The following is a 13,825-nucleotide window of genomic DNA, read 5'->3' as shown; positions in this document are numbered from 1 at the left end:
CTCTGGAGGCCGTCTTTCGGGGCGTGAGCGCGAATGGTCGCGAGCGGTGAAGCCCAGCGCTTGCCCTGAAGGGGCCCTTCGCGGCATCAGATTCCCCGAAGGCTCCCTTCAGTCATCTGTGTTCCTTGGGGACGTCCTGCCAGGGGTGAAAATAGGGGCGCGCGCCTCCGCTGGAGGGGCGATCTTGCTGTGCTCGGCGAATCTGCTCATTTACGAGCCAGGGCATTGCGCAGCGGGACCTCACCTTTGCCTCCACAGGAGCATCCTTCGGGGCAAGCGGCCCGTCCGGTCAGGTGCGGCGGTAGCCCTGGTGGACGGTCGCGCTGAGACCGTGCTCGGCGGCGATCCTGCCGAGCAGGCCGAGTAGCGTCGCGCGCTCCTCGGCGCCCAGCCCCGCGCGGATCGCGTCCTCGTGCGCCAGTCCCGCCCGCGCGTTCGTTCGCCTGGGGAGCTTCCGATTTCGACATTACCGCGCCATGCCGACAGTTCCGGGCCGCCGACGGCAGCGGCGCCCGCCGTGGTCAGTCGCGGCGTTCGCGCCAGCCGTTCGTGATGGGCAGCCGCCGGTCACGGCCGAACGCCTTGAAGGTGATCTTCGTGCCAGGCGGGTACTGGCGGCGCTTGTACTCGGCCTTGTCGGTCATCCAGACCACGCGGTCGATCACCTCGGGGTCGAACCCGGCTTCGAGCAGGTCGGCGTAACCGCGGTCGCCTTCCACGTAGTCGTCGAGGATGTCGTCGAGCAGGGCGTAGTCGGGGAGCGAGTCGGTGTCCACCTGGTCCGGCGCCAGTTCGGCCGAAGGCGGTTTGCTGATCGAGCTCTCCGGGATCGGCGGGGTCTCGCCCCGCTTCTCGGCTTCGGCGTTGCGCCAGCGCGCCAGCTCCCACACGTGGGTCTTGAACACGTCCTTGATCGGCGCGAACCCGCCGACCGCGTCGCCGTAGATCGTCGAATAGCCGACCGCGAGCTCCGTCTTGTTCCCGGTCGCCAGCACCAGGTGACCGTCCGCATTGGACAGTGCCATCAGCAGCACGCCGCGCGCGCGTGCTTGGACGTTCTCCTCCGCGAGCCCGCTCAGCTCCAGCTGGCTGACGTAGGCGTGCACCATTTCCGCCACCGGTTCGGTGCGGTACCGGCAGCCGAGCCGCCTCGCCAGCTCCGCCGCGTCCGACCGCGAGTGCTCCGACGAGTACTTCGACGGCATCGAGACGCCGTACACCGCGTCCGGCCCCAGCGCGTCCACCGCGAGCGCGGCGACGAGCGCCGAGTCGATCCCGCCGGAGAACCCGAACGTCACCGAGCGGAACCCGTTCTTGCGCACGTAATCCCGCAGCCCGGTGACGAGCGCGTACCAAACCTCGGCCTCGTCGGAGAGCGGTTCGCTGATCGGCGGCTCGGCGATGGGTTCGTAGGGCTCGCGCGGTTCGAGGCCGAGCACGCGGCGACGGACCTCGATGCCCGCGTACTCGCCGTCCGGCCCGTGTTCTCCCGCTTCGAGTTCGAGGTCGAGCACCAGCAGGTGTTCGACGAACTGCGGTGCCCGTGCCAGCAGCGTCCCGTCCGCGTCGGCGACGATCGAGTCGCCGTCGAACACGAGGTCGTCCTGCCCGCCCACCTGGTTCGTGTAGACGATCGGCGCGCGCGCCTCCCGTGCGCGGCGGGAAATCAGCGGCAGCCGGATGTCGTCCTTCGCGCGTTCGTACGGCGACGCGTTGGGCGACACCACGAGGTCCACCCCGGCCTGGCCGAGCGCCGCCACCGGGCCACCGTCCTGCCACAGGTCCTCGCAGATCACCATCCCGACGTCCAGGCCGCGGAACCGCACGATGTCGAGCGAGCTTCCGGGCTCGAAGTTCCGCCGTTCGTCGAACACCCCGTAGTTCGGCAGGTGGTGCTTGAACTGGCGGGCCACGACCTCGCCGCGGAGCAGGGCAGCCGCCGCGTTGCGCGGGCCCTGCTCGTCGCGGTCGAGGTAGCCGACGTACACCAGGAGATCGCCGAACTCCGCGACCCGCCCGGCCAGATCGTCGACCGCGCGGCGCGACGCCTCGGCGAAGGTCGCTCGCAGCGCGAGGTCCTCCACCGGATACCCGGTCAGCGACATTTCGGGGAACACGACCACATCGGCGCCGGCGTCGGCGGCCTTGCGGATCCAGTCGACGGCGATTGCGGAGTTGCCCACGAGGTCACCGACGGTGGGGTTGACCTGGGCCATGGCGATGCGCAGCTGCGGCATCGGCCCATTCTTGCCCAGACCGGCGCCACCGGCGAGTGCTCGCGGGTATCGTCGCGGCCACGCGACTTCACCGGGAGGGTGATGAATATGGCCTGCCAGGTCTTCGTTCGTCCTGCCCTCACCCGGGTCGCCCTCGTCTGACGCGCGGCCCGGTCCTTCCCGCAGACCAGGAGTATCGCGTGTACCCATCTCTGGAAACCGGTCGTCTCGTCCTGCGCCCGTGGCCGGCGGCCGATCTCACCGCCGTGCTCGACGGCACCCGGCTGCCGCACTGGGCGGCCGACTTCCCCGCCGAAGGCGACCGGGTCATCGCCGGGTTCGTCGCGGAAACCCCCGGCGCCCGCACCGAATACGGGCAGCGCCAGCTCGTCGAACGAGTGTCCGGTGAGGTCGTCGGGTCGATCGGGCTGTTCTGGCCCCCGTCCGGCGGCGCGCTCGAAGTCGGCTACGGCGTGGTCGAATCCCGTCGCGGCCTCGGCTACGCCACCGAGGCGGTGACGGCGATCGTGGCGTTCGCGTTGACCGCACCCGGTGTGGACCGCGTGTGCGCCGACGTCGAAATCGCGAACCCGGCATCGGGCCGGGTGCTCGAAAAGGCCGGACTGCCGCGCCGCCGCGTCGACGGTGCCACCGCGCACCACAGCACGGCGTGACTCACCCGGGATCGGTGGTCCGCGTGGCCGCCGATCCCGGTTTGCGGCTGGTGAACCAGACGGCCGCGATGACCAGCACGCATCCGGCCGCCTGGCTGACGGTCGGGCGTTCCCCGATCGCGACGCCGAGCGCGAAGGCCATCACCGGCTGCGAAAGCAGGAGCGCCGCGGCGACGCCAGGGGCCAGCCGGGGCAGTGCGGTGGTGATGAGCAGCCACGCCACGACCTGCCCGAGGAACGCGAGTGCGACGAGCCAGCTCCACGCGGGCAGGCTCAGGTCGAGGTCGATCCCCGTCCACAGCCCGCCGAACACGGCGGCCGCCGCGGTCGCCGCCGCCGAGGACACGCACACCGGTGTCGTGGTGTGCTCCCGCCCGCCGCCGAGCCGCATGAGGAACAGGTAACCGGCGTAGGCGAGTCCCGCCGCGGCGCCGAACACCACGCCCGCCACCGGATCGCTGCCCGGCTGGGGGTTCCCGATGGCCCCGCTCGCCAGCGCGACGCCCGCGAGCAGCACCGGGCAGGTCAGCAGGAACCGCGCGGAGAGCGCGGTGCCCGAAACCACACGCGCGATCAGCGGGAAGAAGACGACCTGGATGTTGAGCAGCACGGTGGCCACCGAGGCGCCCACGTTCAGCACGCTGGCGCCCCAGAACACCATGTCCACCCCGAGCAGCAGGCCCGCGCCGACGTCCATCAGCAGGTAGCGCGCCCGGCGGCGGCCGAGGCGGCGGCACTCCAGCCAGGCGAGCGGGACGAGCACGACCAGTGCGAGCCCGCACCGGAGGAAGGCCGCCGTCCCGGCATTGGCGCCCGACTGCTTCATGAACACCGCCGAAGCCGCGATGCACGCGGATCCGGCGAGCGCGAGCACGACGGGATTCCGCCGCGCGGTGCGCACTTCCGGCGCTGTCTGTTCCTCGACCGTCACGGCTCCGACCCTGCCCGTCCGCACTCGGAATGAAAAGCGACAGTTTTGCGGCAAAACCCGTTACAGTTCGTCAGGTGTTCAGGATCGACAGGCTCCGCGCACTCGCCGCGGTCGCGACGCACGGATCGATCGCGCGCGCCGCCGAAACGCTGCACCTGACCGCGTCCGGGGTCTCCCAGCAGCTCGCGAAGCTCGACCGCGAGACCGGGCACCGGCTGCTCGAACCGGATGGCCGCGGCGTCCGGCTCACGCACGCCGGGCGAGTCCTCGCGAACCACGCGCACCGGCTCCTCGCGGACCTCGCCGAAGCCGAAGCGGATCTGGCCGGTCTCGATCAGGAAGTGCTCGGGCCGCTGCGCATCGGCGGTGTCGGCAGCGCCGTGCGCACCCTGCTGCCGGAAGTTCTCGAGACGCTGCTCGCCGCGCACCCGCGCCTCGAACCGTCCGTCGCCGACGGGGAAGCGGTGGACCTGATGCCGAGGCTGCTCGACGGGCACTTCGACCTGCTGCTGATCGAAAGCTGGGACAACCTGCCCGCACCGCTGCCCGAGGGCCTGCGCCTGCGGACCGTCGTGACCGAGGACGCCCTCGTCGCGATCCCGGCAAGCCACCCCTCGGCCGGTGCCGGCGCGATCGCGCTCGCCGACCTCGCCGGGACCCCGTGGGCGAGCTGCCCGCCGGGAAGCGCGCCCTACGACGCACTGGTGCAGGCCGTCCGCGCGGCAGGCGCGGAGCCGGAGGTGCGGTACGCACTGGCCGAGCACTTCACCCAGCTCGCAATGGTCCAAAAAGGACTCGCGGTGGCACTGCTGCCCGCGATGTCCTGCCACCACGGGACACCGGGCGTGCGGTTCCTCCCCAGCCGCCCCGCGCTGAAGCGCGAAATCAAGGCCGCCTGGCTCGTCGGCACGCCCGCGGTCCGCGCCTGCGTGACCGAGATCGAAACCCGCGCCACGAACCGATGAGCGCCAGTGCGCCCCGGCGGCGGCTCCGCATGTCCCTAGGGACGCCGTGAAGGGCGCCTTCAGAACATCAGCCTCACCATGCCCCGTGCCGCGAGGGCCGGGTATGCGGCGTCAGCTTCCCGGAAGGCGCCCTTCCGGGAAGCCACGTCAAGGGAGCGCTCCTGACTTCGCGGTGAACCCCGAACGCCGGGGCAAGCGTCTCAGCCTCAGCTCTTCTTGCGCTTCATCATGCTGCGCACCCGGCGCAGCGTGGATTCGAAGTCCGAGTCGAACGGGTTGTCGTGCACCAGGTAGGTCCACGTCGAGTTCGGCCTGCGCACACCCGAGGCGGCGAAGTCGATGCCGTCCTCGGTGATCTCGGCCTCGGTCAGCGTTTCGGCCGACTTCTTCTCGATCTTCGGCACGATCTCGCGGAACGGCGGGATCGCGGTCCGGTGGAACTCGTCGATCGGCGTCTCGCGCGCGAGCGCCCGCAGGTGGATGCTCTCGCGGACGTCGGTGAGGAACGCGAGGTGCTCAGACCACGACTCGTCGAGGTGGTACAGCATGATCTCGCGGCAGACCTGCTCCGCGCCGTCGCCGACCTTCTCCACCAGCTCCTCGTACTTCTCCGGGGCGGCTTCCTTCATCTTCTCCGCGGCCAGCCCGGTGCGCAGCACCTCGTCGCGGTGCTTGAGCAGCTCGGCGCGCTGGAACTCGATCAGCCGCGTGTACCGCCAGGTGTTGCGGTGGATCTCCAGGTGCACGCCCTCGGCGACGCGCTGCGCGTGGTTGATCTGCCGGTGCGCGGCGGCGTCGGTGATCTCGCCGGTGCCGTCCGCCGCCTCGATGCCGTCCGGCACGTCCGGCGCGTTCGACAGCACCAGGTCGTCGTTCAGGCTCGCGAAGAACACCGCGCTGCCCGGGTCGCCCTGACGGCCGGAGCGGCCGCGAAGCTGCCCGTCGAGACGGCTCGACGGGTACCGCGCGGTGCCGATCACGTGCAGCCCGCCCAGCTCGGTCACCCGCTCGCGGTCGCTGCCGTCGGCGCCGCCGAGCCGGATGTCGGTACCGCGGCCAGCCATCTGCGTCGACACCGTGACCCGACCGTGCGTCCCCGCGTCGGCGATGATCGCGGCCTCTTCGGCGTCGTTGCGCGCGTTGAGCACCACGCATTCGAGATCGGCCTTGGCCAGCTTCTCGGCCAGCTCCTCGGACTCGGCGACGTCCTGGGTGCCGACGAGGATCGGGCGCCCGGTCTCGTGCACTTCGCGGATCTCGTCCACGATCGCGCGCAGCTTGTGCGACGGCGACGCGAAGATCCGGTCTTCGGCGTCCTCGCGGATGTTCGGGGTGTTCGGCGGGATCACCGCCACTTCGAGCTGGTAGAACTCGCGAAGCTGCTCGGCGACCGCGACCGCGGTGCCGGTCATGCCCGCCACCTGCGGGTAGCGCGCCAGCAGGGCCTGCACGGTGATCGAGTCGAGGATCTCGCCGCGGTCGGTCGCGGGGAGCTGCTCCTTCGCCTCCACGGCGGCCTGCAGCCCGTCCGGCCAGCGCTGCAGCTCCGCGACCCGCCCGCGCGAGGCGTTGATGAGCTGCACCTTCCCGTCCCGCACCAGGTAGTCGACGTCGCGGGTGAGCAGCGCGTGCGCGTGCAGCGCCACGTTCACCGCGGCCAGCCTCGCCGACCCGGAGTCCGCCGACTCGCCGTACAGGTCTTCGATGCCGAGCGCCTTCTCGACCACGGACGCGCCCGCGGCGGTCAGCCAGGCGTTGCGGCCGTCGGAGTCGGTCTCGTAGTGCAGCCCGAGCCGCAGCCTGCGCACCACGTTCGCGACCTCTTCGTCCGCGAACGCCGCGTCGACCGAACCGGCCATCACCAGCGGCACCCGCGCCTCGTCGACGAGCACGGAGTCCGCTTCGTCCACGATCGCCACTTCGGGATCGCGCTGCACGAGTTCCTCGGCGCGCGAGACCAGCCTGTCGCGAAGGACGTCGAACCCGATCTCGCTGACCGCGCCGTAGGTGACCTCCTGGCCGTACGCCTCGCGCCGCTCGTCCCTGCTGCGCGGGGGCTCGACCCAGCCGACGCCGACGCCGAGCAGGTCGTACAGCGGTTTCATCCACTCCGCGTCGCGGCGGGCGAGGTAGTCGTTGACGGTGACCACGTGCACGCGCTTGCCCTGCAGCGCGTACCCCGCGGCGGCCAGTGCGCCGGCGAGCGTCTTGCCCTCACCGGTTTCCATCTGCACGACGTGCCCGGTGAGCAGGCCCATCGTGCCGAGGAGCTGCACGTCGAAGGCGCGTTCGCCGAGGGCGCGCCGCGCGGATTCGCGGCCGAGCGCGCACACCTCGACCAGCTCGTCGTCGCCGAAGGCGGACTTCTCGCGCAGCTTCGCGGCCACTTCGGTCAGTTCGGCGTCGGAGAGCTTCTCCAGCTCGGGTTCACGCTTTTCGACCGCGGGCAGCAGAGCCTCGTAACGGGAAAGCTCGACGCTGCCTGGGCGTTGCATGATCCGGCGCAGCCGCTTGCCAACCCGGCTCATCAGTGCTGCCACCCTGTGCTCCCGTTCTCGTGTCGCGCCGGTAGTCCCGCGCTCGCCGTACTCCCCAACGCAGTGGCCGTGCGCCGGAGTTCCTGCCGAATGGCACCATCGGGTCGTGCCACTCCACCACCAAACCAGGTCTCGCCCGATCCGGGTAGCCGCCGCAGGTTGTGCTCTGCTGCTCGTGCCGCTGGCCGCCTGCACCAGCACACCGGCGGACCAGCCCCGGCAGGCCACCGAACAGCTCGGCCCGAAAGGCGCGGTTCCGGCCGGTTTGGACCGGTTCTACGGCCAGCCCCTCACCTGGGGCGATTGCGCACCCTACGCGACATCGGACGGAGCGAAGTCCGCCTTCGCGGTGAAAACGCTCCAGTGCGCCAGGCTGACCGTGCCGTTGGACTACGCGAAACCGGCAGGCGACACGATCACGATCGGGGTGCTGCGGCGCAAGGCCACCGGCCAGGACAACCGGATCGGCTCGCTGGTGATGAACCCCGGCGGGCCGGGCGCGTCCGGGATGGAGGCCGCCGCGAACCTGGCGCAGGGCGCGGCGCAGGGCGAACTGGGCAAGCGGTTCGACTTCGTCGGCTTCGACCCGCGCGGGATCGGCGCCAGCGAGCCGCAGGTCCGCTGCCTGACCGACGCCGAGCGGGACGAAGACCGCGCGGAAGACCTCGAGTCCGACGGCTCGCCGGCGGGCGTGGCGAAGCAGGAGACCGAGGCGAAGGACTTCGCCGGGAAGTGCGCCCAGCGCACCGCGCACGGCGACGCGATGCTCGCCAACGTCGGCACCAGGGACGTCGTGAAGGACATGGACGTGCTCCGGTCCGCGCTCGGCGACGAAAAGCTCTCCTACCTCGGCTACTCCTACGGCACCAGGATCGGCTCCACCTACGCCGAAGCGTTCCCGAAGAACGTCCGCGCGATGGTCCTCGACGGCGCGCTCGACCCCGACCAGGACTCCGTCGAGTCGCTCGTCGCGCAGGGGCAGGGGTTCGGCAAGGCGTTCGGCCAGTACGCCGCGTGGTGCGCCGCCCGCCAGGACTGCGCGCTCGGCGCGAACCCGGCAGGCGCCACGAAGGCGTTCCAGGACCTGGTGCGCCCGCTCGTGCGCATTCCCGTCACCCTCGCCGACGGCCGCAAGCTCACCTTCGGCGACGCGACGCTCGCCGCGATACAGGCCCTCTACTCCCAGCAGCTGTGGGAACCGCTCAACTCCGGTCTGAACGAGCTGAAGCTGGGCAAGGGCGCCACCCTGATGGCGCTGGCCGACCAGTACAACGAGCGCGACCGGTCCGGGCGCTACGCGACGACGCAGGACGCCTTCACCGCGATCCGCTGCGTCGACGACCCGAGGGTCACCGACAAGAACAAGATCCTCGACGCCGCGAAGCGCTATGACGAGGCCGCGCCCTTCCTCGACGACGGCGGGCCCGAAGGCGCGCCGCTCGACTCGTGCGCGTTCTGGCCGGTGCCCAGCACCTCGCGGCCGCACGAACCGGCCGTCGCGGGGCTGCCGCCGGTGCTCGTGGTGTCCACGACCAACGACCCGGCGACGCCCTACCAGGCGGGGGTGAACCTCGCGAAGGCCATGAAGGGTTCGTTGCTCACCTACGAGGGCACGCAGCACACCGCGTTCCTGCAGGGCATCGGCTGCGTCGACTCGGCCGGCACGGCGTACCTGGTGGACGGCACGGTGCCGCCGGAAGGGACGCGCTGCCCGGGGTGACCGGGCTCAGGGCGTCAGGCTCAGTTCGAGCATCACGGCGCCTTCGCTCGGCTTGTACGGCGGCACCTGCAGCCAGATGCGCATCAGGTCGTGCGGCGCGGCCTCGCGGACCCAGAACTTGACGTCCACGTCGGCGGTGATCCCGGGGATCAGCCCGGAGATCACCGGCCCGGCGAGCTTCCCGGTGAGCCGGTAGGCGCCGACCTTGTCGAGCGGTTCGCTGGCCTCGGTGGTGACGGCGGTCGCCGCGAGCAGCACCCGCCGCAGGCCCTTGCCCGGGTCGAGCAGGGTCGCCGGGTCGTACTCCGCTGGCACGTCCAGCGTGCGCGGCAGCGTGGTCTTGCCGCTGACCTTCGCCACGCCGCTCGCCACGGTGTAGGTGACGTCGTCGAACTTCTCCGCGGACTCCTGGACGTCGGCGTGCCCCGCGCCGGTGCCGTCCCGGTTGGCGGCGCCTTCGATGGACCGGATCGGCAGCCCGGGGATCGTGCCGCTGACGCCGAGCCGGAAATGGGTGCTCCGCAGGTTCTTCAGCGCCTCGGCCGCCGAACCGGTCAGCTCCGTGCCGCCGGGGAGCGGCCCGCTGGTGTCCGGCGACGCCGAGCAGGCGCCGAGCAGGCCGAGCGACAGGGCGAGCACGGGCAAGGCGCGGCGCAACATGCCGGCGAGCCTAGCGAAAACGCGCGGTCAGGACGGTGCGGTGGGGGCGAACGTGCGGCGGTAGGCCAGCGGTGCGACGCCGATCGTGGCGTTGAGGTGCGCGCGCAGCGACGCCGCGGTGCCCAGCCCCGCGGCCGCGGCGACCTTGCCGACCGGCAGCGTCGTGGTCTCCAGCAGGTGCCTGGCGCGCTGCACGCGCTGCTGGATGAGCCATGCCCTCGGCGGCAGGCCCGTTTCGGCGCGGAACCGCCTGCTGAACGTGCGGACGCTCATCCTGGCGTGCGCCGCCATGCCGGTGAGGTCGAGCGGGTCACCAAGCCGGGTGAGCGCCCACGCCCTGGTCGGCGCGGTGCTGCCGTCGTCGGTCACGGGCAGCGGGTGCTCGATGTACTGCGACTGGCCGCCATCGCGCCACGGCGGCACCACGTTGTGCCGCGCGACCCGGTTCGCGACCTCCGCGCCGTGGTCCGCGCGCAGCACGTGCAGGCACAGGTCGAGCCCCGCCGCGAGGCCCGCCGAGGTCAGCAGGTCGCCGTCGTCCACGAACAGCACGTTCTCGTCGAGGTCGACGGCGGGGTAGAGGGTCCGGAACTCGTCGGCGTACGCCCAGTGCGTGGTGGCGGGCCGCCCGTCGAGCAGCCCGGCCGCGGCCAGCACGAACGCCCCGGTGCAGATCGACATGACCCGCGCGCTTTCCGGCACCAGCGCGAGCGCCGCCGCGACGTCGCCGGGAAGCGCGCCGCGTCGCCGGGGCCCTTCGGCGCGGGTGCCCGGCACGATCACCGTGTCCGCGTCGGCGAGCGCCTCGGGGCCGTGCTCGAACACCGCGGAGAACCCGGAGCTGACCCGCACCGGTGCACTGCTCGGCGCGCACATCCGCACCTCGTAGAGCGGTTTCCCGGTCTTGCCGGTCGCCGAGCCGAAGACCTGCGGCGGGATGCACAGGTCGTAGCCGACGACCTCGCCGACGGCGAGCACGGCAACGCGATGCATGGCCAGATTCTTGCACATATTGGCCCTCTGGCCACTCGATCACGGTCCGCGGATACTCGAAGCTCATGGTGTGACTCGAGTGGAGAGCACGCGACGGCCGCGCGTGCATTGGGCTTGGCTGGTGGCGGCGTCCGGGTTCGTCGCGCTCGTCGGCGCGGCGGGGTTCCGCGCCGCGCCGGGCGTGCTGATCGACCCGCTGCACGAGGAGTTCGGCTGGCCGAGGTCGACGATCTCGGCCGCGGTGTCGATCAACCTCGTGCTCTACGGCGTCATCTCGCCGTTCGCGGCGGCGCTGATGGAACGGCTCGGCATGCGCCGCGTCGTCGCGGGCGCGCTCGTGCTGGTGGCCTGCGGCAGCGGGTTCACCGTCTTCATGACCGCGAGCTGGCAGCTGCTCCTGTGCTGGGGCGTGCTCGTCGGCGTCGGCACCGGTTCGATGGCGCTGACCTTCGTCGCGACGCTCACCAGCAGGTGGTTCGTCCGGCACCGCGGGCTGGTCAGCGGCGTGCTCACCGCGGCGGGCGCCGCCGGGCAGCTCGTCTTCCTCCCGCTGGTCGCGGCGCTGGCGACCGCGCACGGCTGGCGGACCGCGTCGCTGGTCGTGGCGCTGGCCGCGCTCGCCGTCGTGCCGATCGTGGTGTTTCTGTTGCGTGACCATCCCGAGGACGTCGGGACGACGGCGCTCGGCGCGACCGCCGCGGAAGAGCGGGTGGCCTCGACCGGGGGAGCGGCGAGCAGGGCGGTGCGCGTGCTGCTCACCTCGGCGCGCACGCCCACCTTCTGGCTGCTGGCAGGCGGGTTCGCGATCTGCGGCGCGTCCACGAACGGCCTGGTCGGGACCCATTTCGTGCCGGCCGCGCACGATCACGGCATGCCCCAGACCGCGGCGGCGGGACTGCTCGCCCTCGTCGGGGTCTTCGACGTCGCGGGCACCATCGCGTCGGGCTGGCTGACCGACCGCGTCGACCCGCGCTGGCTGCTCGGCGGCTACTACCTGCTGCGCGGCGCGTCGCTGATCCTGCTGCCGCGGCTGTTCGCGCCGACCACCGAGCCGCCGATGTGGGCGTTCATCGTGTTCTACGGCCTGGACTGGGTGGCGACGGTGCCGCCGACCGTCGCGCTGTGCCGCGCGCGCTTCGGCGCGAGCGGCCCGATCGTGTTCGGCTGGGTGTTCGCCTCGCACCAGGTCGGCGCCGCCTTCGCCGCGTTCGCCGCCGGGTTCACGCGCGACCACCTCGGTACCTACGACCTGGCCTGGTACGTCGCGGGCGGGTTGTGCGCCTTCGCGGCACTGATGTCGGTCCGGATTCGCCCGTCGGGGGAAACCGGCGTGGCGCGAAACATGGCGTTAACACGTCGCGCATAGGGTGCGGCCATGGATCGGCAGCAGGAGTTCGTGCTCCGCACGCTAGAAGAGCGCGACATCCGTTTCGTCCGGCTCTGGTTCACCGATGTGCTGGGGTTTCTCAAGTCCGTGGCGGTCGCGCCCGCGGAACTCGAAGGCGCGTTCAGCGAGGGGATCGGGTTCGACGGGTCCGCGATCGAGGGCTTCGCGCGGGTCTACGAATCGGACATGGTCGCCAAGCCGGACCCGGCGACGTTCCAGGTGCTGCCGTGGGAGACACCGGAGGGCGACCCGTACTCGGCGCGCATGTTCTGCGACATCGCGATGCCGGACGGATCACCGTCGTGGGCCGATCCGCGGCACGTCCTGCGCCGCCAGCTCTCGAAGGCGAGCGAAGCGGGTTTCACCTGCTACGTGCATCCCGAGATCGAGTTCTTCCTGCTCTCGACGCTGCCGGAGGACGGGAGCGAACCGGAGCCCGCGGACAACGGCGGGTACTTCGACCAGGCGTCCCACGCGACCGCGACGCACTTCCGGCGCCATGCGATCGAGACGCTCGAAGCGATGGGCATCTCGGTGGAGTTCAGCCACCACGAAGGCGCGCCGGGCCAGCAGGAGATCGACCTCCGCTACGCCGACGCGCTGACCATGGCCGACAACGTGATGACCTTCCGGTACGTGGTCAAGGAGGTCGCGCTCACCCAGGGGGTGCGCGCGACGTTCATGCCGAAGCCGTTCACCAGCCAGCCCGGTTCGGGGATGCACACCCACGTCTCCCTGTTCGAGGGCGACCGGAACGCCTTCTACGACGCCGCCGACCCGTACGAGCTTTCGGACACCGGCAAGGCGTTCGTCGCCGGCCTGCTCACCCACGCACGGGAGATCTCCGCGGTCACGAACCAGTGGGTGAACTCGTACAAGCGCCTGATCAGCGGTGGTGAGGCGCCGACGACCGTGTCGTGGGGCCGCGCGAACCGCTCGGCACTGGTGCGGGTCCCGATGTACTCGCCAGGCAAGGCGTCGTCCCGCCGGGTCGAGATCAGGACGCTGGATTCGGCGTGCAACCCGTACCTCGCGTACTCGGTCATCCTCGCCGCCGGGCTGAAGGGGATCGAAAAGGGTTACGAGCTGCCGCCGCCCGCGGAGGACAACATCTGGACGCTGTCGGAAGCCGAGCGGAAGGCGGCGGGCTACGCCGAGCTCCCGCAGAACCTCGGGGAGGCGCTCGCCGAGATGGAGCGCTCCGAACTCCTGCCCGAAGCGCTCGGGGAGCACGTCTACGACTTCTTCCTCCGCAACAAGCACGTCGAGTGGGACAACTACCGGAGCGCGGTCACGCCGTACGAGCTGCGGACCCTGTTGCCCGTGCTGTGACCATTTATGGGCCTTGAGCTGCGGAAACGCGGTTAAGGTACCCCCCTGTTCCAGGGGGGTTGGACGGCATGTAATCTTCTCTTCGTCGCCAGGAACACCGGCCGACAGGGCGAAAGCCCCGGAGGCCCGGTGACACTGCGCAGGACGAGGTGAAGTACTCTTCACCGAGGCCGCGCGGGCCAGGGTCGGGCGGGTTTGACACCGCGAACCGAACCGGGTAACGTACTGCGACGGCCCTGAAGGTGGCTGGCCAACCCAACGACTAACCTCGTAGGGTAGAGGCTGTCCCTCCAGGACAAAGCTTACAAAGATTTGCCTGGAACAATTCAGTATCGTACAAGATACCGTGTTGCTTGAGAACTCAACAGTGTGCTAGTGAACTAAGCCAGTAGAGCTTATGTATTAGAACC

The 13,825-nt window shown here is 70.9% G+C and carries 10 protein-coding genes; 5 read left to right on the top strand and 5 right to left on the bottom strand.

Features of this window, described 5'->3' with window-relative positions; translation table 11 throughout:
- Window positions 1–521: 521 nt before the first annotated feature.
- The gene (locus tag ABD256_RS24260; protein WP_344423133.1) at window positions 522–2,237 is read right to left on the bottom strand and encodes an NAD+ synthase; all 1,716 of its coding nucleotides are present in this window, start codon (window positions 2,235–2,237) and stop codon (window positions 522–524) included.
- A 179-nt stretch (window positions 2,238–2,416) separates the two neighbouring features.
- Here ABD256_RS24260 and ABD256_RS24255 point away from each other — a divergent pair, with 179 nt between their 5' ends.
- Window positions 2,417–2,890 (top strand): GNAT family N-acetyltransferase, encoded by a 474-nt coding sequence (locus tag ABD256_RS24255; protein WP_344423130.1) that lies wholly within the window; start codon window positions 2,417–2,419, stop codon window positions 2,888–2,890.
- A gap of 1 nt (window position 2,891) precedes the next feature.
- Here ABD256_RS24255 and ABD256_RS24250 read toward each other — a convergent pair whose 3' ends face one another.
- Window positions 2,892–3,821, bottom strand: a complete 930-nt coding sequence (locus ABD256_RS24250; RefSeq protein ID WP_344423127.1) for a DMT family transporter — start codon at window positions 3,819–3,821, stop codon at window positions 2,892–2,894.
- Window positions 3,822–3,895: 74 nt separating this feature from the next.
- On the opposite strand from ABD256_RS24250, the gene ABD256_RS24245 reads away from it, so the two are divergent.
- Entirely contained in the window at window positions 3,896–4,786 is an 891-nt protein-coding gene (locus ABD256_RS24245; protein WP_344423124.1) for a LysR family transcriptional regulator, read from the top strand.
- A 206-nt stretch (window positions 4,787–4,992) separates the two neighbouring features.
- On the opposite strand, the gene secA2 is transcribed toward ABD256_RS24245, so the two are convergent.
- Window positions 4,993–7,326 carry an accessory Sec system translocase SecA2 gene (gene secA2, locus ABD256_RS24240; protein WP_344423121.1) on the bottom strand — a complete coding sequence of 778 codons (2,334 nt, stop codon included), beginning with the start codon at window positions 7,324–7,326 and terminating at the stop codon, window positions 4,993–4,995.
- Window positions 7,327–7,498: 172 nt separating this feature from the next.
- Here secA2 and ABD256_RS24235 point away from each other — a divergent pair, with 172 nt between their 5' ends.
- Entirely contained in the window at window positions 7,499–9,043 is a 1,545-nt protein-coding gene (locus ABD256_RS24235) for an alpha/beta hydrolase (RefSeq protein ID WP_425546513.1), read from the top strand.
- A gap of 6 nt (window positions 9,044–9,049) precedes the next feature.
- On the opposite strand, the gene ABD256_RS24230 is transcribed toward ABD256_RS24235, so the two are convergent.
- Window positions 9,050–9,703 carry an LppX_LprAFG lipoprotein gene (locus ABD256_RS24230; RefSeq protein WP_344423118.1) on the bottom strand — a complete coding sequence of 218 codons (654 nt, stop codon included), beginning with the start codon at window positions 9,701–9,703 and terminating at the stop codon, window positions 9,050–9,052.
- A gap of 27 nt (window positions 9,704–9,730) precedes the next feature.
- A complete protein-coding gene (locus tag ABD256_RS24225; protein ID WP_344423116.1) occupies window positions 9,731–10,696 on the bottom strand; it encodes a GlxA family transcriptional regulator in 966 nt (321 codons plus the stop codon).
- Between ABD256_RS24225 and ABD256_RS24220 the strand changes: the two genes are divergently transcribed.
- Window positions 10,695–12,062 carry an MFS transporter gene (locus ABD256_RS24220; RefSeq protein WP_344423112.1) on the top strand — a complete coding sequence of 456 codons (1,368 nt, stop codon included), beginning with the start codon at window positions 10,695–10,697 and terminating at the stop codon, window positions 12,060–12,062. The two genes, ABD256_RS24225 and ABD256_RS24220, sit on opposite strands and share 2 nt — an antisense overlap.
- Window positions 12,063–12,071: 9 nt before the next feature.
- Window positions 12,072–13,415 (top strand): type I glutamate--ammonia ligase, encoded by a 1,344-nt coding sequence (gene glnA, locus ABD256_RS24215; RefSeq protein ID WP_344423110.1) that lies wholly within the window; start codon window positions 12,072–12,074, stop codon window positions 13,413–13,415.
- Window positions 13,416–13,825 lie beyond the last annotated feature (410 nt).

This window comes from Amycolatopsis minnesotensis, assembly GCF_039529815.1.
Classification (GTDB): Bacteria; Actinomycetota; Actinomycetes; order Mycobacteriales; family Pseudonocardiaceae; genus Amycolatopsis; species Amycolatopsis minnesotensis.
Note: the sequence above shows the minus strand (reverse complement) of the source record. Positions and strands in the feature narration are given on the sequence as shown.